This is a genomic window from Crenobacter sp. CS_VA4 (genome assembly GCF_055597485.1).
Window position 1 is genome coordinate 57,366 of record NZ_JBVMAE010000011.1, and the last position, 26,388, is coordinate 83,753.

At 65.9% G+C, this 26,388-nt stretch carries 24 protein-coding genes; 9 read left to right on the forward strand and 15 right to left on the reverse strand.

Annotation, left to right across the window (positions count from 1 at the left end):
• Positions 1 to 20 precede the first annotated feature (20 nt).
• On the reverse strand, positions 21 to 1,190 hold the full coding sequence (locus ACZ2IA_RS12170; protein WP_470292847.1) for a patatin-like phospholipase family protein: 1,170 nt from the start codon (positions 1,188 to 1,190) through the stop codon (positions 21 to 23).
• Between the two features lie 291 nt (positions 1,191 to 1,481).
• Here ACZ2IA_RS12170 and ACZ2IA_RS12175 point away from each other — a divergent pair, with 291 nt between their 5' ends.
• Together ACZ2IA_RS12175 and ACZ2IA_RS12180 are read left to right on the forward strand one after the other, a co-directional pair.
• Positions 1,482 to 2,186: a response regulator gene (locus ACZ2IA_RS12175; RefSeq protein WP_470292848.1), complete on the forward strand. Its 705-nt coding sequence runs from the start codon at positions 1,482 to 1,484 to the stop codon at positions 2,184 to 2,186.
• Positions 2,187 to 2,376: 190 nt separating this feature from the next.
• On the forward strand, positions 2,377 to 6,174 hold the full coding sequence (locus ACZ2IA_RS12180; protein WP_470292849.1) for a hybrid sensor histidine kinase/response regulator: 3,798 nt from the start codon (positions 2,377 to 2,379) through the stop codon (positions 6,172 to 6,174).
• 92 nt (positions 6,175 to 6,266) lie between these two features.
• On the opposite strand, the gene ACZ2IA_RS12185 is transcribed toward ACZ2IA_RS12180, so the two are convergent.
• The 9 genes from ACZ2IA_RS12185 to ACZ2IA_RS12225 all read right to left on the reverse strand — a co-directional run bounded on the left by ACZ2IA_RS12185 (position 6,267) and on the right by ACZ2IA_RS12225 (position 12,519).
• Positions 6,267 to 6,779, reverse strand: a complete 513-nt coding sequence (locus ACZ2IA_RS12185) for a hypothetical protein (protein ID WP_470292850.1) — start codon at positions 6,777 to 6,779, stop codon at positions 6,267 to 6,269.
• A gap of 92 nt (positions 6,780 to 6,871) precedes the next feature.
• On the reverse strand, positions 6,872 to 7,207 hold the full coding sequence (locus ACZ2IA_RS12190; RefSeq protein ID WP_470292851.1) for a hypothetical protein: 336 nt from the start codon (positions 7,205 to 7,207) through the stop codon (positions 6,872 to 6,874).
• 238 nt (positions 7,208 to 7,445) lie between these two features.
• Positions 7,446 to 7,592, reverse strand: coding sequence for a hypothetical protein (locus ACZ2IA_RS12195; RefSeq protein ID WP_470292852.1), 147 nt, complete (start codon positions 7,590 to 7,592; stop codon positions 7,446 to 7,448).
• Positions 7,593 to 7,915: 323 nt separating this feature from the next.
• Positions 7,916 to 8,698, reverse strand: coding sequence for a MetQ/NlpA family ABC transporter substrate-binding protein (locus ACZ2IA_RS12200; RefSeq protein WP_470292853.1), 783 nt, complete (start codon positions 8,696 to 8,698; stop codon positions 7,916 to 7,918).
• A 76-nt stretch (positions 8,699 to 8,774) separates the two neighbouring features.
• Positions 8,775 to 9,440, reverse strand: a complete 666-nt coding sequence (locus ACZ2IA_RS12205; RefSeq protein WP_470292942.1) for a methionine ABC transporter permease — start codon at positions 9,438 to 9,440, stop codon at positions 8,775 to 8,777.
• Positions 9,440 to 10,453: a methionine ABC transporter ATP-binding protein gene (locus ACZ2IA_RS12210; RefSeq protein ID WP_470292854.1), complete on the reverse strand. Its 1,014-nt coding sequence runs from the start codon at positions 10,451 to 10,453 to the stop codon at positions 9,440 to 9,442. The genes ACZ2IA_RS12205 and ACZ2IA_RS12210 overlap by 1 nt, the downstream gene beginning before the upstream one ends.
• A 262-nt stretch (positions 10,454 to 10,715) precedes the next feature.
• On the reverse strand, positions 10,716 to 11,177 hold the full coding sequence (locus ACZ2IA_RS12215; protein ID WP_470292855.1) for a DUF3592 domain-containing protein: 462 nt from the start codon (positions 11,175 to 11,177) through the stop codon (positions 10,716 to 10,718).
• 351 nt (positions 11,178 to 11,528) lie between these two features.
• Positions 11,529 to 11,969, reverse strand: coding sequence for a Holliday junction resolvase RuvX (gene ruvX / locus ACZ2IA_RS12220; protein WP_470292856.1), 441 nt, complete (start codon positions 11,967 to 11,969; stop codon positions 11,529 to 11,531).
• On the reverse strand, positions 11,962 to 12,519 hold the full coding sequence (locus ACZ2IA_RS12225) for a YqgE/AlgH family protein (RefSeq protein ID WP_470292857.1): 558 nt from the start codon (positions 12,517 to 12,519) through the stop codon (positions 11,962 to 11,964). The genes ruvX and ACZ2IA_RS12225 overlap by 8 nt, the downstream gene beginning before the upstream one ends.
• A gap of 187 nt (positions 12,520 to 12,706) precedes the next feature.
• On the opposite strand from ACZ2IA_RS12225, the gene smc reads away from it, so the two are divergent.
• From smc to ACZ2IA_RS12240, 3 genes are all read left to right on the forward strand, one after another.
• Positions 12,707 to 16,189, forward strand: a complete 3,483-nt coding sequence (smc, locus tag ACZ2IA_RS12230) for a chromosome segregation protein SMC (protein ID WP_470292858.1) — start codon at positions 12,707 to 12,709, stop codon at positions 16,187 to 16,189.
• 83 nt (positions 16,190 to 16,272) lie between these two features.
• Complete coding sequence (locus tag ACZ2IA_RS12235) at positions 16,273 to 16,995, forward strand: energy transducer TonB (protein WP_470292859.1); 723 nt, start codon at positions 16,273 to 16,275, stop codon at positions 16,993 to 16,995.
• A gap of 95 nt (positions 16,996 to 17,090) precedes the next feature.
• On the forward strand, positions 17,091 to 17,468 hold the full coding sequence (locus ACZ2IA_RS12240) for a lysozyme inhibitor LprI family protein (protein WP_470292860.1): 378 nt from the start codon (positions 17,091 to 17,093) through the stop codon (positions 17,466 to 17,468).
• 52 nt (positions 17,469 to 17,520) lie between these two features.
• Here ACZ2IA_RS12240 and ACZ2IA_RS12245 read toward each other — a convergent pair whose 3' ends face one another.
• From ACZ2IA_RS12245 to ACZ2IA_RS12265, 5 genes are all read right to left on the reverse strand, one after another.
• Entirely contained in the window at positions 17,521 to 18,213 is a 693-nt protein-coding gene (locus ACZ2IA_RS12245; RefSeq protein ID WP_470292861.1) for an N-acetylmuramoyl-L-alanine amidase family protein, read from the reverse strand.
• A 167-nt stretch (positions 18,214 to 18,380) separates the two neighbouring features.
• Complete coding sequence (locus tag ACZ2IA_RS12250; protein WP_470292862.1) at positions 18,381 to 18,956, reverse strand: YceI family protein; 576 nt, start codon at positions 18,954 to 18,956, stop codon at positions 18,381 to 18,383.
• Positions 18,957 to 18,994: 38 nt separating this feature from the next.
• Positions 18,995 to 19,534 carry a YceI family protein gene (locus tag ACZ2IA_RS12255; RefSeq protein ID WP_470292863.1) on the reverse strand — a complete coding sequence of 180 codons (540 nt, stop codon included), beginning with the start codon at positions 19,532 to 19,534 and terminating at the stop codon, positions 18,995 to 18,997.
• A 143-nt stretch (positions 19,535 to 19,677) separates the two neighbouring features.
• A complete protein-coding gene (locus tag ACZ2IA_RS12260) occupies positions 19,678 to 20,229 on the reverse strand; it encodes a cytochrome b (protein ID WP_470292864.1) in 552 nt (183 codons plus the stop codon).
• Positions 20,219 to 20,695 carry a MarR family winged helix-turn-helix transcriptional regulator gene (locus tag ACZ2IA_RS12265; RefSeq protein ID WP_470292865.1) on the reverse strand — a complete coding sequence of 159 codons (477 nt, stop codon included), beginning with the start codon at positions 20,693 to 20,695 and terminating at the stop codon, positions 20,219 to 20,221. Before ACZ2IA_RS12265 ends, ACZ2IA_RS12260 begins: the two co-directional genes overlap by 11 nt.
• A 130-nt stretch (positions 20,696 to 20,825) precedes the next feature.
• On the opposite strand from ACZ2IA_RS12265, the gene ACZ2IA_RS12270 reads away from it, so the two are divergent.
• From ACZ2IA_RS12270 to ACZ2IA_RS12285, 4 genes are all read left to right on the forward strand, one after another.
• Positions 20,826 to 22,004, forward strand: a complete 1,179-nt coding sequence (locus ACZ2IA_RS12270) for a cell division protein ZipA C-terminal FtsZ-binding domain-containing protein (RefSeq protein WP_470292866.1) — start codon at positions 20,826 to 20,828, stop codon at positions 22,002 to 22,004.
• Between the two features lie 71 nt (positions 22,005 to 22,075).
• Positions 22,076 to 24,499 (forward strand): NAD-dependent DNA ligase LigA, encoded by a 2,424-nt coding sequence (gene ligA / locus ACZ2IA_RS12275; protein WP_470292867.1) that lies wholly within the window; start codon positions 22,076 to 22,078, stop codon positions 24,497 to 24,499.
• Between the two features lie 86 nt (positions 24,500 to 24,585).
• A complete protein-coding gene (gene galU, locus ACZ2IA_RS12280; protein ID WP_470292868.1) occupies positions 24,586 to 25,458 on the forward strand; it encodes a UTP--glucose-1-phosphate uridylyltransferase GalU in 873 nt (290 codons plus the stop codon).
• A 70-nt stretch (positions 25,459 to 25,528) separates the two neighbouring features.
• Positions 25,529 to 26,071: a hypoxanthine-guanine phosphoribosyltransferase gene (locus tag ACZ2IA_RS12285; protein WP_470292869.1), complete on the forward strand. Its 543-nt coding sequence runs from the start codon at positions 25,529 to 25,531 to the stop codon at positions 26,069 to 26,071.
• Positions 26,072 to 26,388 lie beyond the last annotated feature (317 nt).

The window sequence follows — 26,388 nt, forward strand, 5'->3', positions numbered from 1 at the left end:
AGCAGCCGGGTCCGGCCGCGTCAATCGGCGAGCCCGGTCGCCGGGGCGCCGCCGGGCAGCTCCAGGAAGGCGCGGATCGCGTCGCGGCGGGCCAGCGCGTCGTGGTAGCCCAGCTCGACCAGCGCGTGACAGAAGCCCGGTTCGAACAGCAGATACGTTACCAGCGACAGGCCGTGCGGCTGGGTGGCGCCGGTGCCTGACAGCAGAAAGCGCAGCATGGCCGGGAACTCGTGGGCGTGCTCCTGTGCGATCTCTTCCAGCGGCCGGCTCGGTGCCAGCGTGAACACCTCGACCCGGTGCAGCGGCGTGGCGTGCTGCGCCAAGAGGTCCGGCGGCAGCAGTGACACGGTCTGGTTGATCCGGCTGAGCCGCTCGATGTCGCTGGCCATGCCGTCGAAGAACACGCTGTTGAGCAGGTGGCCGAACACCTGTGCGAGCGACGGGTAGTGCCAGGGGCCGTGGTGCGGGTTCGGCAGGTGCGCGCCGGACAGGCTGATCACGAACAGCTTTTGTGCGCCCAGGTGCAGTGCCGGCGACAGCGGCGCCAGCTGGCGGATTGCCCCGTCGCAGTAGTAGTGCTCGGCGATGCGCTGCGCAGGAAACAGGATCGGGATCGCCGAGGTGGCGAGCAGGTGGTCGAGCGTCAGTGTGGCACGTACCCCGGCGCGTATCTGGCGCTGCCAGCCGGTCAGCTCCGGGCGGCCGTCGAAGAACGTCACCGAATGGCCGGTGCTGTAGCTCGAGGCGGTGATGCCGAGCGCGTCGAGTGCGCCGCTGGCGATCGCCGGGCCGAGCTGGTCGAGCCGCATGAAGCCAGACAGCAACTCGCGCAGCGGCGCGTTGTCGAGCAGCGCGCGCGGGTTGTATGGGCCGAGGCCGCCGCTGACCAGCGACAGCCCCCAGTGCAGGCCCCGTCGCACGAAGAAGCCGACGTCGGCGCGGTAGATCATCGGCACGTGCAACCGTTGCCAGGCTTGCGACAGGGCGATCGCGGTACGGCGGAACTCGGCGGCGCCGCAGGCGAGGCCGGCGGCGTTGATCGCACCGGCCGAACTGCCGCAGATGATCGAAAACGGATTGCCGACGCCGGCCGGTAACAGCTTGGCCACCGCCAGCAGCACGCCGGCCTGGTAGGCGGCGCGCGCCCCGCCACCGGCCATCACCAGCCCGATCCTGGTCCGTCCTGCCATCGTCGTCCCCTCGTCGCCATCTTAGCGGCTCTTATCCCACGCTAGACCAGCGAAGCGGCACTGCCAATCGAGCGATGCAGCATTAGAGCCTCTAGATAACAACCCCCGTTGCCGCGCAGCTGGCGCCCTCCTGTGTTGGCACCGGCATGGAATGCGACGAGCCATACTCGTTTTTGTCAGTAATCGAAGGCATTGGGTCCTTAGCGCCTCGAGTATCGCAAATGCCATTCAAAGCCGTCGATAATTAGTCTATCGTCATAGTGTTGGCTTTGAATATTAAGGGGTATTGATATGGCTATCGACTACGCAAAATTACGGGTGCTGCTCGTCGACGATCAGGCGCTGGTCCGCACCCTGATGGTCCAGGGCCTGAAGGCCATGGGGTTTCGTCCGGAGCTGATCTCGCAGGCCCAAGACGGCACGACGGCGTTACGCCTGCTGGAGGTCCGCGTGGTGGACCTGATCATCTGCGATATCGAGATGCGCCCGATGAATGGGCTCGATCTGCTCAAGGAGCTGCGTTGCGGGCACACGATCAATTCGCCCAATCTGCCCTTCCTGTTTCTGTCCGCCTACTCCGACCGCGTCAATGTGGTGCAGGCCGTGCAGCTGCACGCTGACGACTTCATCGTGAAGCCGCCCAAGCCCGCCGACGTGGAGCAGGCGATCAGCCTGGTCATGTCGCGTCCGCGTCCGCCAGTCGACCCCTTCGCGTATTACGCCGCTGAACTCGACGAAACCGAGTTTGCCCGCCAGCAGTCTGCTCGAGCCCCGATGGCTGTCTCCCCGGATCCCGGCTCGTTACAAGAAATCGAATTGTGGCATGTTCCCGCCGGTGCCTTGCTGGCCAAGGACCTGTTCGGCGAGAGCGGCCACCTGCTGCTGCCCGCCGGCAGTCGGATCACGGCCACTCAGTTAGAGGTGCTGCGCGAGCATCATGACCGTTACGGCGTGTCGCGCATTGCCGTCGTGGTGGAAGAAAGCAGCGACGAATAAGAGCCTGTTCAGAATCTGTCGCGAGCGGGCCTCAGCGGGGTGAAGAGCAGCGCAGAAACCGGAATGGACGTGGTGTCCATGAGGATTTCCGATCGCTGAGCGAATCACTAGATTCGCACGCCGAGCGCATGAGCCCCGATCAGGGCCGCGCAGCAAGATTATGAATAGGCTCTAAGACAGAAAGGAAGCAATGCGCCCCCCTTACGCCAGCGTCAATCAGACCCGGGCCATCAGTCGAGCGGTCATCGGGATCGTGGCTGGGCTGTGCGTCATCCTGGCCGTCATCTTCAGCATCCTGCTGAGCGGCTCGCTCGACCAGTATCGTCTCGCGTCACGCCTGGACAAGTTGAACCAGTCCAGCACACTGCTCTACGCGGCGGCCGATCTGATCCAGCAAGAGAGCACTCAGACGCGCGTGCTGCTGGCCCGGGAGACGGCGCCGTCCGCACAGGAATTAGTGCAGTTGAAGGCGCTCCAGCAGAGCAGCGAATCCGCCTTGCAGCGTGGGCTGCAACAGATCGACGGGGTCGCGCTGAGCGTGCCGGGCGTCAAGGTCCTCCAGGCCATCGACAACCTGCAACGCCTCCGTCTGGAGGTGGATCGTGCGCTGACCGTCCGACCGTTTCGGCGGGAGGAGGCACTGGGCTTCGGGTACGCGCTGGCGGTGACGCACTTGCTCGACAGTGTGGATGCCCTGTTGGTCGAGAGCGGCTTTGTGCTGGGCGCCCAGTCCAACCCGGAAATGACCCGCTTGACCGATGCCAAGCTCAACACCTGGTTTCTCAGCCGCAGCCTGCGCGCACAGGGCAGCGCGCTGCAGGTCCGGGCCGAACTGGGCCGGCGGCTCAACAGCACCGAAGAGTCTGAGCAGCGTGCGGTGGCTGAGCGGGCCGACCTGCTGTTCGAACGCTTGCGGCAGACCGTCCGCGCCATGCAAAGCGAGACGCTGCACCGCCAGTTGATCGAGACCGCCGAACTGGCCCGCCAGTTAGGCACGAGCAGCGAGAGCCAGGTCGCGCGCTTGGCGCAGCCGGGGGCGACGATCAGCGCCGAGCAGCGGCAAGCGGCCATTGTCTTGAATAGCCGGCTGCTGATCGAGGCCAGCCAGCTGTTCCGGGAGGTGTCGCACCTCAGCGCTATAGAGACCGAGGACAGCATCCGCCATTACCGCGGCGAACTGCTGCGTACCTTGGTGTTGGCCGGCCTGACCGTGCTCTTGCTCGCGGCCTTGCTGTATGTGCTGGCGCGCCGAGTGATGCGGCCGCTGTATTTTGTGCAGCGCGTCCTCGACTCCACCGATGAAGCCATTTTCGCGATCCGGCACGACAATCAGATTCTGATGGCCAATCAAGGGGCGGTCCGGATGTTCGGCTTCCCCGTCGACAGCATGGTCCGCCAAGACATTACCCGGTTCCTGACGCTCAACGGCCAGCCTGAGGGGCTGGAGGTCGCCAGTCTGTTGCTACGACGTCGCGATCAAGCCACAGGACGGTGCCAGGATGGGGCGACGTTCCATGCCAGCATCACCGCCAGCTCGGTGGCATCGGAGGGGGAGGCCCTGGCGTTGCTGGTCATCCGCAACGAAAACAAGCGCCGGCAGACCGAACTCTCGCTGGAGCACAGCCTGGCCCTGCTGTCGGCCATCTCCCAGATTGAAAACATGCTGCTGGAAGGGGGGGCACGCCCGACCGTGTTCGACGCGCTGCTCGAGACCCTCATCCGCTTTTCGCTGGCGGAGACCGGTTGTCTGATCAGTCGTGGTCCTGCACCGCCACACGGCAGCCGGGTACTGGCCGGGTTGCTGCCGGAGCACGTCGACCACCCTGGACAAGAGTTGGAGGATGTACAGCGGGCTATCACCAGCCTGCCCGGCTGGATGTGCTGGCCGGCCGAGCTCGGGGGAACGCTGAAGGCCTATATCGTCTTGTATCGGCCATGCGTTACCGACATCGCGGCGCTGCTGCATGTGTTTGCCAGAACGCTGGGGTATTACGAGGAAGAGGACAAACGAAAGATCAGCGAGCAGCAATTGCTCGAGGTCTTGCGGGACGAAGAGGCGATCTACAGTGCCTCACCGGTGGGCTTGCTGCGCCTGGATACCGATTTCTCGATTCGTCGTGCCAACGAGGCCGCCTGCAAGCTCTTCGGCTTCTCCGAACAAGGCATGGAAGGGCGCCCTCTTCGCGGGCTGTTCGCTGACGAAGCGGAGTGGGGGCTGTTTCGCGACGCCTTGCTCCGAGGCAGGGACAACCGTGGGGAGGTCCATGGTGAATGGCAGTTCCTGAGGCAGCGTAATGGTGAGACCATCTGGGTTCAGCTGGAGGGGCGCTCGATCGATGGGAACGGCATGTTGCTCGCTTGTCTTGACACCACCGAACGCAAAGTCTCGGAAATCGCCCTTCGCTGGGCGCGCGATCAGGCCGATCAGGCCAACCATGCCAAGAGCGCCTTCCTGGCGACGATGAGCCATGAGATCCGTACCCCGATGAACGGGGTGCTGGGCATGCTGGAATTGCTGGAAGGCATGTCGCTCGACGCGGAACAGCAGGACACGGTCGTCACCATCCAGGAGTCGGCGCAGACCCTGCTACGCCTGATCGATGACATCCTGGACTTTTCCAAGATCGAGGCCAGCAAGCTCGACATCAATCCGGAACCGGTGGCCCCGCGGATTCTCATCGAACAGGTCGTTTCCCTGTATCGCGAGACGGCCTCCAATGGCGGGCTGTATCTGCAAAGCTGGGTGGCCCCTGAGGTCGCGACGACGGTGGAGGCGGATCCGTTGCGGGTACGCCAGATATTGCAGAACTTCTTGAGCAATGCGATCAAATTTACTTCGCAGGGGACGATCGCGGTGCGGCTGACGACCGCGGGCCCGATGGCGGATGCCCATCAAGTGCTGGTTTTCGAAGTCCACGATAGCGGGATCGGGATGAGCGCGGAAAACATGGCCAAGCTGTTCGAACCCTTTACCCAGGCGGAATCCACCACGACGCGGCGCTTCGGGGGCAGCGGGCTCGGTCTGGCGATCTGCCGCCGGCTCGCCGAGTTGATGGGGGGGCAGGTGGAGCTGGAAAGCGAACTGGGTAAGGGGACGATTGCGCGATTGCAAATCCCGGCAAGGGTCATGGCCGGCCAGGCGGTGTCGCCGCGCGCCGCGTCGGTGAAACCGCTGCAGGAAGCCGCGGCCAATCTGTTGCCGATCCTGTTTGTGGAAGACAATCCGACCAACCGCAAACTCACCCTCAAACAGCTGCAGAAACTGGGTTACCGAGCAGACTGGGCCGAGAACGGCGTCGAGGCGCTGCGGCAATGGCAGCACAAGCGCTATGGCCTGATCCTCACCGATTGCCACATGCCGGAGATGGACGGCTACCAATTGGCTTGTGAGGTGCGCCGGCTGGAGAGGGAGCAGGGACAGCCCCGCATGCCGATCATTGCGTGCACCGCCAATGCCGGGCAGGAGGAGGTCCAACGCACCCAGGCCGCCGGTATGGATGACTTTCTCACCAAGCCGCTGGGTTTGGCTGCGCTATCGGAAGCACTGGGGCGCTGGCTAACCGGCGGCTATCCGGAGGACCTCCCTTCGGCAACGAGTCGTTCCGGACAGGAGGAGCCGGCATCTCGAGACCAGGCGGCCTTGCCACCGCTCGACCAAGCCATGCTTGCCGTCTATAGCGAAGGGGACCTGGCGGTCGAGCAAGAAATATTGCGCGACTTCTTGGGCAGCAATGACGACGATGTCGAGGGGCTACGTCTGGCGTTGCGACAACAGGACGCGGAGCAGATTGCCTGGTTTGCCCATCGTATCAAGGGGGCCAGCCGGATGGTTGGGGCCAGTGCACTGGGCCAGTCGGCCGAGGTGCTGGAGAGGGCGGGCAAGATGGGAGTCGCGGTGGCCGATAACGAGCAGCAGGCCTTCTTCAGTGAGTTGGAACGGCTCGATGCGTGGCTGACCAGCTGCTACGGCCAGTTGCGCGGCACATAAACAGATCGCGGTGCTGGCAAGGTTGGCCGAACCGGCCGGCATGAAAAAACCGCCGTACGGTGACGGTGGTCGATGGGGGCGTGACGCTCGGCTCAGCGCAAGGCGTCGTTGATCGCCATATTGACCGCGCGCTGGGCATTGCCGATGTGCTGGACGATGCGGCGCTGCAGGTCGCGCAGATAGGGGTCATCTTCCTCGTGGCTGGCGTCCTGGCGGGCCTTGCCGAGCAGGATCAGCGCCTGGTGGAAGCGGTCGGTCGGGCGCAGGTTGGCATCAATCGGGAACTGCTGGTTCGGGTTCTTGCCGTCGTCGAAAGCGGCCTGGCGCATCAGCCCGATCGCGGCGTCGATCTCGTTGACCGCGATGCGCTCATCGTGCGCGACCGGGTCGTAGTCCGGACGGTTGAGGTAGGCGCGCGCCATCCGCAGGTCGCTCATCGCGTGCAGGTAGTAGGGGTGCTGCGCCGGGTTCCAGTTCGGCGGAGGGCCGCCTTGCCAGCGCGGTGCCGGCGGGGGCGGTTGCCAGTTCGGCGGCGGGTAGGCGCAGGCGGTCAGCGGCAGCAGGATGGCAACGACCAGCGCGCCGATCAGCGATTTCTTGAGCATGGTGCTTGTCTCCGGAAGGGTTGTTCTTGGTCTGTGGGCAGCCGGCCATTAAGCCGGCTTGGCCGAAGCGCTGGCCAGCCCGGCGCGCCGCCTTACTGACCGATCTGGCGGCTGACGGCATTTTCCTGCTGGTTCAGCGTGCGCTGTTCCTGCTTGGTGAGGTGGCCATGGTTCTGGCTCGCCATATCGCGTTCTTCCTGGCGGATCTGCTGGTCTTCACGGTGCAGGCCCTTGGCCTGCCGGTGCGACAGCTCGCCCTCGCGCACTTCCTGGTTGATGCGGTGGTTCTGGTTGGCGAGGCGGTGGTTCACCTCGACGCGGCGCGGGTGGTTGTGCTGCCAGGCGGTTTCGGCCATCGCGCTGCTGGCGAAGCCAGCGGCCAGGACACTGAATAGGGCGATGCTTAGGGTTTTTCGGAAGCTAGTCATTTTATTTTCATCTCGATTAGGCGGTTTCCAATGCGATGCATTGAATACGCCCCTAGTATTCAGTCTGCCAATTAAACAGGCAATCCCGTTTTGTCAGGGCTTTGGTTACCGAATATTTCCTAATGTAAAAATCCGGATTAATGGGTTGGTTGCTATCGGGTGATTAATGGCGACGATCGCCAATCAGCAAAAACCGCCGTGTTTGGCACGGCGGTCGGTGAGAGAAGGGAGATTCGCATTAATCATAATCGTGGTGATGCCAGTAGTGCGGATGAGGCGAATCATAGTAATAAGGGCGGGCCGGAACGACCACACAGGCGGCCAGCTGCGCCAGCGTCAGCGCGGTCAGCGAATAGATCAGGCATTTCTTCAGCAGCGGTTTCATGTCGGTCCTCCTGCCGCGGTTTCAAGCGCGTGCGAAAAAATACGGAATAATCAGCGCCATGGCGATATCGTTTCTCATGCTTGAAGATTTGCATGCGGCGGAAAAGAGATCAACGCGGAAACTGTTAATCGTTGCCGTGAACTGTTAATGAATATTAAGCAGTGATGCCGGTAGTGCTTGGCCGGGATTTATTCCTGTTATTCAGGATGTCCTATTCATTTAAATGAATATTTATATTTATTTTGTAAGTACAAATGCAACTACAGGGGCAAAAAAACAGCCACCCAGGCGGGTGGCTGCATGCGGATGTGACAGAAGGGGGATCAGAACGCCGGAACGATCGCGCCCTTGTACTTGCTGGCGAGGAAGCTCTTCACGTCGGCGCTGTTGAGTTCGCGGGCGAGTTTCTGCATCGCGGCGCTGTTCTTGTTGTCCGGACGGGCGACCAGCAGGTTAGCGTACGGCGACTGCTTGCCTTCGATGAACAGCGCGTCCTTGGTCGGGTTGAGCTTCGCCTCCAGCGCGTAGTTGGTGTTGATCAACGCCAGATCGACCTGGTCGAGCACGCGCGGCAGCGTGGCGGCTTCCAGTTCGCGGAACTTCAGGTGTTTCGGGTTGGACACCACGTCGCGCGAGGTGGCGAGCAGGTTGTTCGGGTCCTTCAGCTTGATCAGGCCGTTGTTCTGCAGCAACAGCAGCGCGCGGGCGCCGTTGGACGGGTCGTTCGGGATCGCCACGGTCGCGCCGTCCGGCAGCTGGGCGACCGACTTCACCTTCTTCGAGTACGCGCCGAACGGCTCGACGTGCACGGCGGTCACCGGCACCAGGTTGGTCTTCTTGTTCTTGTTGAACTCATCGAGGTAGGGCTTGTGCTGGAAGAAGTTGGCGTCGACGCGCTTTTCAGCCAACTGCACGTTCGGCTGCACATAGTCGGTGAACACCTTCACCTCGAGGTCGACGCCCTGCTTGGCGAGCGCCGGCTTGATGTGCTCGAGGATTTCGGCGTGCGGCACCGGGCTGGCGGCGACGACCAGTTTTTCACCGGCCACGGCGGCGCCGGCAAAGGCGCTGGCAGCCAGCGCGAGCGAGATCAGGGTCTTCTTCATTGTTTCGTTCCTAGGATTTCCAGTGAGACGGGGACTGCAAAAACCTGCCGGGCCAGCGTGGCGGCCCGGCGTGAAATCATTTGCGCGAGACGCGGGCGACCAGCCAGTCGCCGAACATCTGCAGCAACTGCACCAGCACGATCAGGATCAGCACGGTGACGATCATCACCTCGGTCTGGAAGCGCTGATAACCGTAGCGGATCGCGAGATCACCGAGACCGCCGCCGCCGATCACGCCGGACATCGCGGTGTACGACACCAGCGTGATCGCAGTGACGGTAACGGCGGCGAGCAGGCCCGGACGGGCCTCGGGCAGCAACACCTTCCAGACGATCTGCCGGCGGCTCGCGCCGAGCGACTGCACCGCCTCGATCACGCCGCGGTCGACCTCGCGCAGCGCGTTTTCGACCAGGCGAGCGAAGAACGGCGTGGCGCCGACCACCAGCGGCGGGATCGCGCCCTCGACGCCCAAGGAGGTGCCGACCAGCCAAGCGGTCAGCGGAATCATCACCACCAGCAGGATCAGGAACGGCAGCGAACGCAGCACGTTGGCGACGAAGGACAGTGCCCTGTTGAACCAGTTGTTCTGCAACAGCTGGCGGCGCGAGGTCAAAAACAGCAGCACGCCGAGTGGCAGGCCGAACAGCACGGTGAACAGCAGCGACCAGCCCATCATCCGCAGCGTGTCCCAGCTGGCGAGGGCGATTTCGCCCCAGTCCAGAATGCTCCAATCGAGTCCCATCACCGCAATACCTCCACCACCACATTACGCGCCGTCAGCCCTGCGCGGGCTTCGGCCAACTTGTCCGTTTCACCCTGCCATTCGACCACCAGCTGGCCGTAGGGCAGGTCCTTCAGCCGCGACACCGTGCCCTGCAGCAGGCTGAACGACAGACCGTAGCGGTGCGCGGTGTCGAACAGGATCGGCTCGTGGGTGGTGGCGCCGACGAAGGTCAGCCGCCACACCGCGCCGGTGGCGCTGGAGAGCAGGCCGGAGTCTTCCAGCTCGTCGGCGTGCGACAGCTCGGCGACCATGCTCTGCGTCGCCGGCTGCTGCGGGTGCAGGAACACCTCGGCGACCGGGCCGATCTCGACGATGCGGCCGGCGTCGATCACCGCGACGCGGTCGGCGATGCGGCGGATCACGCCCATCTCGTGGGTGATCAGCACCACGGTCAGCTTGAGCTTACGGTTGATGTCGGCGATCAGGTCGAGGATCGACTGGGTGGTCTGCGGGTCGAGCGCGCTGGTCGCCTCGTCGCACAGCAGCAGCTTGGGGCGGTTGGCCAAGGCGCGGGCGATGCCGACGCGCTGTTTCTGGCCGCCGGACAGCTGGCTCGGGTATTTGTCGCGGTGCGCGGACAGGCCGACCAGCTCGAGCAACTCGTCGACCCGGGCGTTCTGCTCGGCGCGGCTGCCGCTGGCGGTCAGCTCGAGCGGCAGGCGGACGTTGTCGGCAACGGTGCGCGAGGACAGCAGGTTGAAGTGCTGGAACACCATGCCGACCTGCTGGCGCATGCCGCGCAGTTCGGCCTCTGACAGCGCGGTGACGTCCTGGCCGTCGATGACGATGCGGCCGCTGTCAGGGCGTTCCAAGAGGTTGAGCATGCGGATCAGCGTGCTCTTGCCGGCGCCGGAGCGGCCGATGATGCCGAACACCTCGCCGGCCGGCACGTCGAGCGCGATGCCGCGCAAGGCCGGCACGGCTCGGCCGTCGACGATAAAGGTTTTTTCCAGATTTTCTAGGCGTATCACGAGGGTAACCGTGCGATTCAGTAGGTAAGCGGGGAGGGTAACCCGATAGCTTATGCTAACCGGTTTTGCCAGGGCCGTGAACGAATACAATCGCCACGCTATATTTCCTTGAGGAATATGGCTAATGGTTATTCGCTTGGCTTGCTCTAGGGGTGGGGGCCGCGCAGCCTAGCCTGCTCAAGCATCAAGTCGGCATCCGGCCTATCGGGTGCCGCTGTCGCGGCCGGGCCAACTTGCCCTGCGGTTATAAGGCCGGCCGAACTCAGCCGCGCAGCAGCATCATCGCGCCGGCGGCGGCGATCACCAGCGCGATCGCCTTGCCGGCCCACGCGGTCCAGTGTTCGCCGGTTTCCAGGCAGGCCTCGGCCGGCTTGGCCGGATTGTAGTAGACCCGGACCACGCTGCCCGTAGGGTAGCGGGCGACCACCGCGGCGGCTTCGCTCTCATTCATGCCGTAGCCGGGGTTGGGGAAGCGGCGGTTGGTCGACTCGTAGTCCTGGCCGCCGACGCTGTAGCGGTAGCGAACCAGGCCGAGATAGGACTCGCGGTTGGCGCTATCGCCGCCGCCGGTGCGAAAGCGCATGTCGACTCGGCTGTCGAGCACGGTGCCGGTGGCGGTCGGCCAGTTGGCCGATGCGGCGCCGCGGCTGCCGAGCCGCCACAGATAGCCTAAGGCGGCGAGGCCGATTATGAAGATGATCAGTCCGATCAGGCGTGTAGTCATGTGCGAGAACCTCGAAAAACTTGTTGCGCGGCACGGATGCTTCGTTGGACGGTCTGCGTGCGTATCTGTGATACGCCCAGCGATCAGAAATCCTCATGGACATTAAGTCCACTCCGGTTTCTGTGCTCCGTCCGCCTCGCCTGCGTGCCGCTCACGACAGCTTTTCGAGGCCTCCGCGGGTCTCCGGGCGAGTAAGCCGGCACTGGGGCGTAGGCGCTGCACCAGGCTCCAGCCGAATGGCAGCGTCAGTACGCCGAGAATCAGCCGCGCCGGCCGGGTCTCGATCGAGTAAGGCGGGGTATAGAACCAGGAAACGACAGCGGCGGCGCTGTCTGTTGCGCATCGGTGACGCTATAGCGCTTGGCCGGGCTCGTCGAACCAGGTGGTCAGGATCGCCTGCGCGGCGACCTGGTCGAGCGCCGGCTTCTGGCGGCGTCCGCTCAGGCCGGCTTCGGCCAACAGCGACTCGGCCACCACCGAGGTCAGCCGCTCGTCGACCAGCCACACCGGCAGGTTGAAGCGGCCCTTCAGGCGTTGGGCGAACTTCTTCGCCAGCCGGGTCATCTCGTGCTCGGTTCCGTCGCTGTGGGTGGGCAGGCCGACCACCAGCTGCGCCGGGCGCCATTCGGCGATCAAGGCGGCGATCCGGGCGAAGCGCGCGTCGTTGGCCTCGGTGGCGATGGTTTCGAGCGGGTGGGCGATCGCGAGCTCGAGCTCGCCGACGGCGACGCCGATGCGCGCCTCGCCGAAGTCGAACGCCAGTGCGGTGCCGTGAGGGGGTTTATCAGGCATGCCCTATCTCGCCGGACAGCAAGGAGGGGTCGAAGCCGAGCAGCGCCATCGCGGCGTCGTAGCGTTCTTCCGGGGCGTGGGCAAAGATGATCTCCGGGCGGGCCGGCACGGTCAGCCAGGCGTTCTGCGAGATTTCTTCCTCGAGCTGGCCGCTTTCCCAGCCGGAATAGCCGAGCGACACCAGCAGCGTGTCCGGGCCTTCACCCTTGGACACCGCGGCGAGCACGTCCTTCGAGGTGGTCAGCGCCAGGTCGTCGGTGACCAAGAGGCTAGACTGCCAGCTGCCCACCGGCGTGTGCAGCACGAAGCCGCGATCCGGGTGCACCGGGCCGCCGAAGTACACCGGCAGGCCGGCCTGTTCGTCGCTGATCGGCAGGCCGATCTGTTCGAACAGTTGCGCCAGGGCGATGCCCGAGGGCTTGTTGACGATCACGCCCATCGCGCCGTGTTCACCGTGCTCGCAGACGTACACCAGAGCGTGGGCGAACAGCGGGTCGGCCATATTGGGCATGGCGAGCAGAAATTGGTCGGCAAGCGATAGCGGTTCCATAGCAGGCATTATGGCACAGCCTCACGGCGCGGGCGGCGAAACCAGTCATGGAAATAGTGTCATCGCTAGCCTTTTGTCATGATTTTGCCGCGCTGGCGTACGCCCGTTCGCACGCTTGGACGACCCGGCTCGCGCAAGGCTTGCTAAAATCGCCGCTTCTGACGACTTTTCCCGCTTCGAGGCCGCTTTGCGACTGACCCACATCAAGCTTGCCGGATTCAAATCCTTTGTCGACCCGACCGCGATCCCGGTACCGGGCCAGCTGGTCGCGGTGATCGGCCCGAACGGTTGCGGCAAGTCCAACGTGATCGACGCGGTGCGCTGGGTGCTCGGCGAATCGAGCGCCAAGCAGCTGCGCGGCGAATCGATGCAGGACGTGATCTTCAACGGCTCGACCACGCGCAAGCCAGTCGGCCGCGCCTCGGTCGAGCTGGTGTTCGACAACGGCGACGGCGCGCTCACCGGGCCGTGGGGCCAGTACGCCGAGGTGTCGATCAAGCGGGTGCTGACCCGCCAGGGCGAATCGAGCTACTACATCAATAACCAGCAGGTGCGCCGTCGCGACATCACCGACCTGTTCCTCGGTACCGGCGTCGGTGCACGCGGCTACGCGGTGATCGAGCAGGGGATGATCTCGCGCATCATCGAGGCGCGCCCGGAAGAGCTGCGCGCCTACCTCGAGGAAGCGGCCGGCGTCTCCAAGTACAAGGAACGCCGCCGCGAGACCGAGAACCGCCTGGCCGACACCCGCGACAACCTGGAGCGGATCGCCGACCTGCAGCAGGAGCTGGAGCGCCAGGTCGAGCGCCTGAGCGAACAGGCCGAAGTGGCGTCGCAATACCACGACCTGCGCGGTGCGTTGACGCACAAGCAGAACCTGTTGGCGCTGGCACGGCGCGAGGAGGCGGCGCGCAACGAGGCGGCGGCGCGCTCCGAGCTGGCAAGGCTGGAAACGCAGGAAGCTGAGCTCGACGCGATGGCGACCGGAGTCGAGGCCGAGCTGGAGCTGCTGCGCGAGCAGCACTATGCCGCCAGCGACGCGGTGCAGGCGGCGCAGCAGCAGCTGTCCGACGCCAACGCGCAGCTGGCGCGCCTCGAGGAACAGCAGCGCCACCGCTTGCAGAACCGCGAGCGGATCGAGCGCGAGCTGTCCGCGGCGCGCAACGAGCGGCAAACGCTGGCCGAACACAAGAGCGCGGTCGAGCAGGAGCTCGACGAATGGCTGCCGCGCCGCGAGGAGGCGATGCTGGCGCTCGAAGAGGCGCAGATGGGCTTGGAGGACGGCGCCGACAGCCTGCCGACCGCCGAGGCCGAGTTCCGCCGCCACGAGCAGGCGCTGAACGAGCTGGTCGCCCGGCAGGCCAACCTGACCCGCGAGCGCGACCTGGCGCGCCAGCAGCGCGAACACCTGGGGCGCAGCCTGGAGCAGCTGGCCGGCCGCGAGGCGGCGCTAGCCAAGGAATTGGCCGATCTGAACCTGCCCGAAACCGCAGCGCTGGCGGCGGCGCAGGCCGAGGTCGAGCGGGCCAAGAGCGCGCTCGACGCGGTGCGCGCCCGGGTGTCCGCCGACGAGGCGAAGCTGGCCGATCTCGCCAGCGAGCGCGAGAAGCTCGACGAGAACCTGAGCCAGCGGCGTGCCGAGCACGCCCGCGCCGAGGCCGAGGCGGGCGCCTTGGCGGCGATGCTGGCGCGCGAGTCGGCCGGCGAGGCGCTGCAGGGCTGGTTGGCAGAACAGAAGCTGGCCGACGCGCCGTTGCTCTGGCAGGCGGTGACGGTGCCGGCTGAGTGGCAGACCGCGTTCGAGGCGGTGCTGGACGAGCGGCTGGCCGCGCGCGCGGCCGCGCTGCCGGGCGAGGCGCCGCCGGCGGCGCTGGCCTTGGTCGACGGCGTTTCGGCCAACGTTGCGGCGGCAAACGGCCGCCCAACCTTGCTCGCCAAGTTGAGCGTCCAGGCCCCGTTCGACGCGGCGCTGGCCGACTGGCTGGCCGGGGTGTACTGCGCCGACTCGCTAGCCGTGGCGATCGCCCGGCGCGGCGAGCTGGCCGCCGGCGAATGCTGGCTGACGCCGGATGGCCACCGGGTATTCGCCGCGAGCGTGCTGTTCCACAGCGAGGCGAGCGGCGACAGCCTCTTGGCGCGCAAGGCCGCCTGCGAGGCGGCGCAAGCCCGGGTCGAGGCGATCGCACCGGAGCTCGAGCGGCTGCAACGGCGCCGCGAATCGCTGGTCAGCATGGCCGGCATGTTGGCCGAAGCGGTGCGCGCGCAGAAGGGCTCGCTGACCCGGCTGGAGGCGGAGCTGAACGCGGCGACGCTCGAGCACGTGCGGCTCGACCAGGCGGCGCGCCAGGGCGCGGCGCGGCTCGCCGCGATCAATGCCGAGCGCGAGCGTCTGGCCGACGAGCGCAGCGCCGCCGTCGAGACGATCGCCGAATCGGAGATCGTCGCCGAAGAGGCCGCGATCACGCTGGAGGAGCTGGTCGAGGCGCTGGAGGATGCGCGCATCGCGCGGCTCGACGCCGAGACCGGGCTGAACCTGGCGCGCAACAAGACCCGCGACGCCGAGCGGCTGGTGCACGAGGCACGCCTTGCCTTGTCGACCTCGGAACAGAAGAGCGGCGAATTGGCGCGGCGCGCCCAGGAGCTCTCCGACCGCGACGAGCTGTTGGCCGAACGGCTCGAGACGCTGACGCTGGAGGCCGAGGCCGGCGAGGAGGCGCTGCCCGAGGATGCGCTGCAGCTGGCGCTGGCCGAGCGCGAGCTGCACGAGCAGAGCGTGGCGGCGAGCCGCGACACGCTGAACGGCCTGACCGAGAAGCTGCGTCAGCTGACCCAGCAGCAGCAGCAGGCGCACGCCGCGCTGCCGGCGATCCGCGACGCGCGCCAAGCTTGGCTGCTGAAGGAGCAGGAGGCGCGCCTCGCGGTGGAGCGCTTCAACGAGGAGCTCAACGAGGCGAAGGCCGACGAGGCGGCGTTGCTGGCGGACCTGACCGACGCGGTGAAGCCGAACGCGCTCGCCGCCGAGATCGCCCGCATCGCCCGCGCGCTGGAAGGCCTCGGCGCGGTCAACCTGGCGGCACTCGACGAGCTGGAAGAGGCGAAGAAGCGCGGCGACTACCTGCGCGACCAGTCCGAGGACCTGGCGCAGGCGATGGCGACGCTGGAGGAGGCGATCGCCAAGATCGACGGCGAGACCCGCGAGATGCTGCAGGCCACCTACGACGCGGTCAACGCCAAGATGAGCGAGTTCTTCCCACTCTTGTTCGGCGGCGGCCGCGCCGAACTGACGCTGACCGGCGAGGACCTGCTCGACGCCGGCATCCAGATCATCGCGCAGCCGCCGGGCAAGAAGAACAGCACGATTCACCTATTGTCCGGCGGCGAGAAGGCGCTGACCGCGATGAGCCTGGTGTTCTCCTTGTTCAGCCTGAACCCGGCGCCGTTCTGTCTGCTCGACGAGGTCGATGCGCCGCTCGACGACGCCAACACCAGCCGCTTCTGCGACCTGGTGAAGCGGATGGCCGAGCGCACCCAGTTCCTCTACATCTCGCACAACCGCCTGACGATGGAGATGGCCGAACAGCTGGTCGGCGTGACGATGCAGGAGCAGGGCGTCAGCCGGATCGTCGCGGTCGACATCGTGGAGGCGCTGAAGATGCGCGAGGTCGCCTGAGGTCGTGCCTCTCTTGCCTATCTGCGACGCCGAGTGCGCCGCTGCTACCATCCGGCCAATGTGCTGTTGAGATGGAGATAGTCATGGCTAGGGCGCTGGCTCCGCGCGGCTTCCTGCTGGCGATCATCGTCTCGCTGGCGGCGCACGCGGTGCTGTTGTTGCTGCTCGGCCCGAGGCCGGTTGCCTCGCCGCCCGGTGTGACGGCGCCGTTGCAGGTCGGGCTGGAGCCGGGGACGGGTCCTGGTCCCGCCGCCGCGGCCAAGTCGCCGGCCACTGCACTGTCTACCCGCCAACGGGCGACGCCGACTCCGTTGCCTTCTTCCATGATCCGGCCGGCACTGGTCGCCGAGTCCGCTATCGCGGAGCAAACCGTGAAATCCGCACCGCGGGAGCCGGCGATGATCACGGTGCAAGGCCCGGCTACCACACCGACCGAGACGGGCCGTTCCGGTGCCACCGGCGCTTCGGCCAAGCGGGGGGCGGCTACCAGCGGCGCCCCCGGTGGCCAGTCCGGCAGCGACTTCACCCCGGCACGCTTCCGTTCCGCGTATCTGGACAACCCGCCGCCCGACTACCCGGCCCGCTCGCGCGAGCTCGGCGAGCAGGGCCGGGTCGAGTTGAAGGTGCGGGTCGGCCGCGACGGCTCGCCGCTCGAGGTGCAGGTCGCCCGCTCCAGCGGCTTCGCCCGGCTCGACCGTGCCGCGCAACTGGCGGTCGAACGCTGGCGCTTCGTGCCGGCGCGCGAGGGCGACCAGCCGGTCGAGTCGTGGCTGATCGTGCCGATGCCGTTCCGGCTGAACAACTGATCTCCCAGGCGATTGACAGGAAATGACGTTGTCTTGATGGCGATCCGGCTGGCTGTTAGCCTTGACGCACCTTTTATGGCGATGGGGAGTGGATGATGATGAAGCTCATCGCTGCGCTGGCCCTGCTCGGGCTGTCCGCTACGGCGCTGGCCAATTCGAGCTGCGACAAGCCGAAAAACGATTTTGACGACCTGTACTGTCTGAACAAGGTCTACCTGCAGGCGGACAAGGACCTGAACGATGGCTACGGCGAACTGGCCAAGTTGCTCGACAGCAACGGCAAAAAACAGCTGAAGAGCAGCCAGCTAGGCTGGATACGCAACCGTAACGACAACTGCAGCTACCGCGACGGCCGCGGTTTCTTCGCCAACCTCGACTGTGCCGCTTCGACCACGATCGAGCGGGTGCAATTCCTCAACGACCGCAAGCGCGAGTGCAAGAGTTCCGGCTGCCTGAATAGCAAACTGCAGTAAGCATCACTCCATAGGGGGCCCGGTCGGGTCTCTTGTCCATTTCGGCCGGGCGTCAGTCGAGCAGCGGCTGGCATCGGCGAATGCCGCCGGCGATGGCGCCGGCCAGGGTGTTGCGGCCGTTCTCCGACGCCAGCCACGCCTCTTCCTTCGGATTCACGATCACGCCCGACTCGATCAGCAGCGCCGGCTGGCGTGCGCTCTTCAGCACCACCAGCTCGTCGAACCAGTAGATCCCGAGTGCCTTGTCGGCGAGCGGGCGGTTTTCGCCCGGAATCGCCTCGGCGTGGTGCAGCGACGGAGTCAGGCCGGCGGCCTGGAGACGCCGGGCGATTTCACGCGCGCAAGCGAGGCTGGCTTCCGGCTTGGGATTCTTGCGCGACACGAACAGCGAGTAGCCATGAAACCGGTCGGCCATCGGCAGGTACTGGGGCTGGACGGAGTCGTGGTGCAGCGAGACGAACAACTGCTGGTCGGCGGCGAGCCGAGTGCGCTCCGCCGGGTCCGTCATGTCGCCGGCGTCGCCGATCAGGGTCGGCATCACGCCCTGCTGTTGCAGGCGAGCGACGACGCGGTGGGCCAGTTCGCGGTTGTACTTGAATTCGGTCGTGCCGCTGGCGCCGGTGGTCCCCGGATGGGCGAGCGAGTGGCCGATGTCGATGGCGACGCGCAATGGCGCGGCGGCGGGTTCGGTGGCGCAGGCGGTCAGCGCGATCAGGGCGCCGAGCAGGGCGAGAAGACGGAGCATGACGAGGTGATGCTGCGGTAATGGGGTTGCCCGGATTGTACGCCAAGGTCATGACGGGGGAGCGCTCGCTACGTAGCGCGGCGGGGGCCAAACAAAACACCCCGTAGAGACGGGGTGTTGGTGATGGGGCCGATGCGTTCGGCTTAAGCTTGGCCGAAGTGGCGTGCTCAGCTGGCGGCGATCGCTTCGATTGCGATGTTCAGCGTCACGTTGTCGCCGATCCCCGGCACCATCTTGTCCATGCCGAAGTCGCTGCGCTTGATGGTGGCTTCGGCGTTGGCGCCATAGGCCTGTTTGCCGGCCATCGGGTGCTTACCACCGCGGAAGTTGGTGACCTTCAGGGTGACCGGCTTAGTCACGCCCAACAGCGTCAAGTTGCCTTTCACTTCGGCGAGCTGGTCGCCGTTGAACACCAGGTCGTTCGACTTGAAGGTGATGGTCGGGTACTTGGCAATGTTGAAGAAGTCGGCGCTCTTCAGGTGCTTGTCGCGGGCCGGCAGGTAGCTGTTCAGCGAGTTGGCGTCGATGCTGATGTCGACGCTGCCCTTCTTGGCGGCGCTGTCGAGCACCACGGTGCCGCTCGTCTGGGTGAACGCACCCGATTGCAGCGAGAAGCCCATGTGGCTGACTTCATAGCCGGCATAGGTGTGGGTCGGGTCGACCGCGTAGGTCACCGGGGCGGCGAAGGCGCTGGCGGCGAGGCCGGCAAGGACGGTGGCGAGCAGGGTCTGGCTGAACTTCATCGGTGTCTCCGTGGGTTGTGGCGGTATGTTGTCGGGAATCAGCCGCGCAGGGCGACCTTGAATTTGATCTGCACCTCGTCGGCGACGGTGCCGTCGTCGGCCCATTCGCCCTCGCCGATCTTGTACGCGGTGCGCGAGATCGGCAGCACGCCCTCGACCAGCGTCAGGCCGCCGGCGCTCTTGGCGGTGAATGGCGCGGACACGTCGCGGGTCACGCCCTTCAGGGTCAGCTTGCCGCTGAACTGGTAGCGGTTGCCGCCGAGCGGCTTGATGCTGCTCGACACGAAGCGCGCGGTCGGGAACTGCGCGACGTTGAACCAGTCCTTCTTCTTCGCCTCGGCTTCGGCGTCGCGGGTCGGCAGGCCGATCGAGCGGGTCTGGATGGTGATGTCGGCGCGGCCGGCGGCGGCTTTGGCCGGATTGAAGTCGACGTTGGCGGTATACGCCTTGAACTGGCCGTCGACCGGCACGTTCAGCTGCTTCATCGTGAAGCCGATCTGGCTCTTGGCCGGGTCGATCGGCTGGGCGAGGGCCAGCGCGGGCAGCGCGGCGAGGGTCAGGGCGGTGATCAGTCGCATAAGGGTTCCTGTATCGAGGGTCAGGGGGAAAGCGGGTTCACGCGCAGCTAACAAAAATCAGCGTAGCGGCCTTGGCTAGGCGTGCTGCCGCAGACAGTACAAGTCGTACGGCAAGGCAGCACAACAACGCCAAGGGGTTTTTGTTAGCTGCGCAAACGGCGCGGCGCGTGTGGGCTCATCCGCCACAGCAACCCGTCGCGGTCGACGATATGGTGCTTGACGGCGGCGGCCAGGTGACCGGCCACACAGACGGCCAGCGACCAGTTGAGCCACTGGTGCACGGTCTTCAGCGCATCGCCGAGCGCCTCGTCGCGGCCGACCAGGTCGGGCAGCTGCCAGAGCTTGAACAGCACCACCGGGAAACCGTACGCCGAGCTCATCACCCAGCCGGTCAGCGGGATGACGAACATCAACAGATACAGCGCGAGGTGGCCGGCGTGCGCGGCGGTGCGCATCAGGCCGCGGGTGCTGGCCGGCAGCGGCGGCGCGCCTTTCAGCAGCCGGTACGCTAGGCGCAGCGCGGTCAGCGCCAGGATGCCGATGCCGATCCACTTGTGCCAGGCAATGAGCTTGAACTTGGTCGGCGACAGCGGCAGGCCGGCCATATAGAGGCCGAGCGCGAAGCTGCCGACGATCAAGAGCGCGGCCAGCCAGTGCATCGCGATCGCGGGTCGGGAATAGCGGTCAATCTGCACGGTGGGGTTTCTCCGTGTGGTCGGGGTTGGCCGAACGGAACGCGTCGCCGAGGCGACGCAGTTCGCGGCGGATTTCCCCGAGTTCGGTTGCATTGAAACAGGCAAACGCCGCCTGCATGTGCGCCATATGCGCCGGAAACACGTGATCGAACAGCGCGCTGCCGGCCGCGGTCAGCCGGATCGTCACGCAGCGCCGGTCGCCCGGCGGGGTGGCGCGCGACACCAGGCCCTTGTCGATCAGCCGGTCGATCACCCCGGTCAGCGTCCCCTTGGTGATCAGCGTCTTTTCCGACAGCTCCTTGGCGGTCATGCCTTCGGTATTGCCCAGCGTCGCCACCACGTCGAACTGCGGTGGCGTCAGCCCCAGCTCGCGGACATGCGTATCGGAGAACTGTTCGAAGGCTAGGAAGGTCTCAGCCAGTTCACGCACGAGCGGCAGGAAGGCTTCCTTGGCGTGATTTGTCATAGCGCTATCCAAATAGTTCCGACAAGTTTAGTTCTAATTAGAAATAAATGAAAGCGGCCACTGCCGTGGCACCCCAAATGGGTTTCGCTATAATGGCCCTCATTCCAACCGAACCCGTCCGGATCCCGACATGAGCGAATTGCAAATAGGTCTCCTGGTGCTCGGCGCCGCCATCATTGCCCTGGTCTTCGGCTTCAATGTGTTCCAGGAATGGCGTTTCCGCCGCAAAACGCGCCAGGCGTTCGCGCGTCAGCATCCCGACGTGTTGCTCGAAGTGCCGAAGAACCATGTGCGCGACGGCGTGAAGGCCGACCGGCTCGAGCCGGTGCTGGCGGGGGCCGCGCCGGCTGTCGCCGAGCGGATCGAACCGACCGCGTTCAGCGCCGAGCCGGCGCAAGCGGCGGCCGTTGACGACGCGCCGCCGGCCGAGGCAGAAGAGGAGCACGCCGAGGAAGCTCCGCGCGCGCGCGCCGAGCCGGTGATGGACGTGGACGAACTCAAGTACGTCGATCTGGCCTGGCTCGACGCCTCGCTCGACTTCATCGCCGACGTGGCGCTGGCCACGCCGCACGCGCTTTCCAGCGTGCCGCGCTTCAATACCACCCGCCGGGTGCAGATGATCGGTTGCACCGAGCAGGGCCGCTGGCAGCCGGTCGAGGCGCTGCCGGGCGTGCGCTACGTGGCGTTCCGCATCGGCCTGCAGCTGGTCGACCGCAGCGGCGTGCTGTCCGAGGCCGACCTCGGCCAGTTCTGCCAGCAGGTCGCCCAGTTCGCCGACGCGCACGAGGCGGCGGTGAGCTTCCCGCATCGCCACGAGCAGCTCACCGCGGCGCGCGAGCTCGACCAGTTCTGCGCCGAGGTCGACGTGATGATCGGCATCAATATCGCGCCGAACGCGCCGGTGGCCGGCAGCCGGCTGCGCGACGTGGTCGAGGCGGCCGGCTTCACGCTGGAGCCGGACGGCGCATTCCACTACCTGTCGGACCACGGCAATACGCTGTACACGCTGACCGCCTCCGACCAGACGCCGTTCACCCCGCACACCCTGCTCGACAAGCCGTTCGCCGCGCTGACGCTGGTCTACGACGTGCCGCGCGTCGAGGGCGGCGTCGCCTCGTTCGACCAGGCGCTGGCGTTCGCGCGCAGCCTGGCGCACGAGTTCGGCGGCCAGCTGGTCGACGACAACCGCCGGCCGCTGACCGATGCGGGCCTGGCGCGGATCCGCCAGCAGCTGGCGCAGATCTACGAGCGCATGCACGAGCGCGAGCTGGCGCCGGGCGGGGAAGCCGCACTGCGGCTGTTCGCCTAAGCCTGCACCCACACACATTGAGAGTTTCCGGGCCGGCCAGTGCGCCGGCCCGCTGCGTTGACGAGGCCACCATGTCCCTGATCGATCCGGCCGCACGCGTCGCCGAGCTGACCGCGCTGCTCAACCGCTACAGCCACGAGTACTACGTGCTCGACGCGCCGAGCGTGCCCGACGCCGAGTACGACCGCTTGCTGCGCGAACTCGAGGCGCTCGAGCTCGCCCACCCCGCACTGAAACACCCCGATTCGCCGACGGCGCGGGTTGGCGGCGCGCCGCTCTCGGCGTTCGAACCGGTCACCCACGCGGTGCCGATGCTGTCGCTGAACAACGCGTTTTCTGACCTGACGCTGGCGGCGTTGGCCGAACGACATGCCGAGCTTCTCGCCTTCGACGAACGGGTGCGCAAGGGGCTCGGTGTCGATCGCGTCGAGTATGTCGCCGAGCCGAAGTTCGACGGCCTGGCGATCAGCCTGGTGTACCGCAATGGCGTGCTCACGCAGGCGGCCACCCGCGGCGACGGCGTCACCGGCGAGAACGTCACCGCGAACGTGCGCACCGTGCGCAGCATCCCGCTGCGGCTGAATACCGCGCAGCCGCCGGCCTTGCTGGAGGTGCGCGGCGAGGTGCTGATGTTTAAGCGCGATTTTGAACAATTGAACGCCGACCAGATTGCGCGCGGCGACAAGACCTTCGCCAATCCGCGCAACGCCGCCGCCGGTAGCCTGCGTCAGCTCGACTCCAAGATCACCGCCCGGCGGCGGCTGTCGTTCTTCGCGTACGCGATCGCGCAGGTCGACGGCGCGACCTGGCCGGGCAGCCACGCCGCCGAGCTCGCCTGGTTGTCCGAACTGGGGCTGCCGGTGCCGGAGGTCAGTCTGCGTCCGGTGCTCAACGGCGTCGCCGAGCTCGCCGGCTACTACGAACAGGTGCACGCCCGGCGCGCCGGCCTGCCGTTCGACATCGACGGCGTGGTCTACAAGGTCAACCGGCTCGCACAGCAGGACGAGCTCGGCTTCGTATCGCGCGCGCCGCGCTGGGCGATCGCGCACAAGTTCCCGGCCGAGGAGGCGCTGACCGTGGTCGAGGCGATCGACGTGCAGGTCGGCCGAACCGGCGCGCTGACGCCGGTGGCGCGGCTGCAGCCGGTGTTCGTCGGCGGGGTGACGGTGACCAACGCCACCCTGCACAACGAGGACGAGGTGCGCCGTAAGGACGTGCGCGTCGGCGACACGGTGGTGGTGCGCCGTGCCGGCGACGTGATCCCGGAAGTGGTGTCGGTGGTGCTGGAGCGCCGGCCGATGCAGTCGGCGGCCGACGGCGCCGACCTGTTCAATATCGCCGAGGAGCCGCGCTACCCGGCGTACCGGCTGCCGGTAGCGTGCCCGGTGTGCGGCAGCCACGTGGTGCGCGAGGAGGGCGAGGCGATCGCGCGCTGCTCCGGCGGGCTGATCTGCCGCGCGCAGCGCAGCCAGGCGATCCAGCATTTCGCCGGGCGGCGGATGATGGACATCGACGGCCTCGGCGAGCGCTACGTCGAGAACCTGGTCGATCTCGAGTATGTGAACGGCGTCGCCGACCTGTACAGGCTGACGCTAGCCGATCTGCTGGAGATGAAGCGCCGTGCCGACGAACGCGACGGCGTGGTGCCGGAGACGGTGCAGCAGGGCAAGGTGGCGACCAAGTGGGCGGAGAACCTGCTCGCCGGCATCGCCGCCAGCAAGACGCCGCCGCTGGCGCGGCTGCTGTTCGCGCTCGGCATCCGCCACGTCGGCGAGTCGACCGCCAAGACGCTGGCCGACTGGCTGGGAAGGCTCGACTATGTGCGCCGCGCGCCGGCGGCCTTGCTCGCCGCCTTGCCCGACATCGGCGCGGTGGTCGCCGAGTCGATCGCCGAGTTCTTCGCCGAGCCGAACAACGAGGCGGGGCTCGACGCGCTGCTCAAAGCCGGCGTCGCGCCGCAGGACGAGCATGCACCAATGCCCCGGTTGGCAGAACGGCTCGAGCCGGCGCTGCTGCTGGCCAGGCTCGGCATCCCCAAGCTGACCGAGATCCGCGCGCAGCAGCTGGCCGAGCAGGTCGCCGGCCTCGCGGCACTGGCCGAGCTGCCACGCCGCCAGCTGATCGAGCTGGCGCTGCCGGCCGAGGTGGTCAACGCGCTGGCCGATTGGCTGGACCTGCCGGGCCATCGCGAGCGGCTGAGCGCGCTCGACGCCTTGCGCACCGAGCTGCTCGCCGCACTGCCGGCGGCGGAGGCGTCGGCGCAGCGGGTGCTGGACGGCAAGACGCTGGTGCTGACCGGCACGCTGCCCAGCTTGAGCCGCGACCAGGCCCGTGCGCTGATCGAGGCGGCCGGCGGCAAGGTGGCCGGCAGCGTGTCGAAGAAGACCGACTACGTGGTCGCCGGCGAGGCGGCCGGCAGCAAGCTCGCCCGTGCCGAGGAGCTCGGGGTGGCGGTGCTCGACGAGGCCGGGCTGCAGGCGCTGTTGGGCGGCTGACTGGCTGCTATTTAATCTGATTTTGGACCGGCCGCCTCGTATGGGTAAAATGGCCGGTACTACAATCACACGATGACGTGAGCAAGATGACGAAAAAGATTACCAAGGCAGTCTTCCCGGTGGCCGGCATGGGCACCCGTTTCCTGCCAGCGACCAAGGCCAGCCCGAAAGAGATGCTGCCTATCGTCGACAAGCCGCTGATCCAGTACGCGGTCGAAGAGGCGGTCGCCGCCGGCATCACCGAGATGATCTTCGTCACCGGCCGCAACAAGCGCAGCATCGAGGACCACTTCGACAAGGCGTACGAGCTGGAAAACGAACTGGAAATCCGCAACAAGCACAAGCTGCTCGCGCTGGTGCAGGAAATCCTGCCGCCGCACGTCAGCTGCCTGTACATCCGCCAGACCGAGGCGCTCGGCCTCGGCCACGCGGTGCTGTGCGCCCGGCCGGCGGTCGGCGACGAACCGTTCGCGGTGATCCTCGCCGACGACCTGGTCGACGGCGAGCCGGGCGCGATGGAACAGATGGTGAAACTGTACGAGGCGACCGGCGCGTCGGTGCTCGGCGTCGAGAACGTCGCACGCGAGGAGACCGGCTCGTACGGCATCGTCGAGGTCGACCAGCTGGCCGACGGCCGTCAGCAGGTGAGCAGCATCGTCGAGAAGCCGCACCCGGACGTCGCGCCATCGACGCTGGCGGTGGTCGGCCGCTACATCCTGACACCGCGCATCTTCGACAAGCTGCGCGAGACCCGCCCGGGCGCCGGCGGCGAGATCCAGCTCACCGACGGCATCGCCGCGCTGTTGAAAGAGGAGCCGGTGCTGGCCTTGCCGTTCGAGGGCATCCGCTACGACTGTGGTTCCAAATTGGGTTATTTGAAGGCGACCATTGCGTATGGCTGCAAGCATCCCGAGGTCGGAGTAGAATTCGCCGGTTACTTGAAGTCTCTTGATTGCTAGAGAAATCAGTCAGGCCAAATTCGACGCCCCGCTCAGGGGCGTTTTCACGCTTTTGTCGTTAGGAGTTGCTATGCCCAATATTGCTGAAGCCAACGGTATCCTCAACAGCGCCGACGTGCTGTTCACCGCCGAGGAAGTGACCGCCGCGGTCGATCGGATGGCTGCCGAGATCACCGAAGACCTCGGCAACACCTACCCGCTGGTGCTGGCGGTGATGGGCGGCGCGGTGGTGTTCACCGGTCAACTACTGCCGAAGCTCGCCTTCCCGCTCGACTTCGACTACGTGCACGTGTCTCGCTACGGCGACAAGACCCAGGGCGGCGAACTGCTGTGGAAGATGGCGCCGAAGGAAGACGTGCGCGACCGCGTGGTGCTGGTGCTCGACGACATCCTCGACGAAGGCCACACCATGGCCGCGATCCGCGACCGCGTGCTGGCAATGGGCGCCAAGTCGTTCCACTGTGCGGTGTTCGCCGACAAGATGATCAACAAGGACAAGCCGCTCAAGGCCGACTACGTCGGCATCGACATGCCGGATCGCTACGTATTCGGCTACGGCATGGACGTGCGTGGCGCCTGGCGCAACCTGCCGGCGATCTACGCGCTGAAGTAAGCCGTTTGGCCAAGTCTTGGCACTGTAGCTCTTAAAAAAAGTCGCGAACGTAGAACAAACTTGCGAACGTAGAACAATGTCGCGAACGGAGGCGTTTAGCTGGGCTTGCTAGCCTTTGCTAAAGTCTGTGAGCGGCTTGAATGTTCCGAGCACGGCACTAACGGAAACCCCCTGATGTCGCCATCAGGGGGTTTTATGTTGTTATCGTAGCTACCTTCAAAAGATTTATTGGATATGTAAGTTTTGACTCTGAGTGTCGGGATTTGGTCGATTCTGTTGAAAAACTAAGTTTGTGGCAGGCAAGCGGACATGCATGA